Genomic DNA, 799 nt, shown 5'->3' on the forward strand with positions numbered 1-799 from the left:
GTCCAGCGCGGCAATCGCTTTTTTGTTAAGAGTATCGCTTATTGAAAGATAGGCAATCAAGCCGACAAAAAGGACAAGTATTATACCGATAACTGTAAATATCGCTTTTCTGTGGTTTTGAACAAAATTGTTAATTTTATCCGCGATGTTTTGATTCTCGTTATTTTGCATTAATCTTGTATCTCCTTAGGATTACTTATTTTAAGCTCTTTTATCAATCTTGACAAGTAAGTACGCTGAATAACAAGCGCTTTTGCCGCCTCCGTCTGGTTCCAGTCATTTTCGTCCAGAATTTTGCGGATAAAGTTCGATTTAAAAACATTTATAGCGTTCTTTAAATTGCGGTCTATTATTTCTTCTTCGCTGTTTTCATGCGAAGCTGATGGTTTTAAGAATAGGTCTTCCGGCTCTATCCATTTATTTTTGCCAATTACACAAGCGCGTTCTATGCAGTTTTGCAATTCACGGACATTGCCGGGCCACGAGTAAGTAAGCATAGCGTGAAGGGTTTCCTGTGAAAATCCGCTGAATTGTTTTTTTGTTTCGCGCATAAAGTTTTTTAGGAAAAAATGCGCCAATTCGCCTATATCCTCGGGACGTTGGCGAAGGGGCGGGATATAAATAGGCAGTACGTTCAGGCGGTAGTATAAATCGCCTCTGAATAAGTTCTTTTTTACTTGATCTTCAAGGTCTTTGTTGGTTGCCGCTACAATACGCACATTTACGGTTACGGTAGTATCCGACCCTACTTTTTCAAATTTTCTTTCCTGAATAACACGCAGTATTTTCGCCTGTAACG

1 protein-coding gene is annotated in these 799 nt (G+C 39.3%); it reads right to left on the bottom strand.

Features of this window, described 5'->3' with window-relative positions:
- Positions 1 to 170: 170 nt before the first annotated feature.
- A partial coding sequence (locus ACYVTD_RS14605; protein ID WP_461248445.1) for an AAA-type ATPase lid domain-containing protein occupies positions 171 to 799 on the bottom strand: 629 nt, incomplete at its 5' end.

This window comes from Treponema sp. R6D11 (assembly GCF_054786075.1).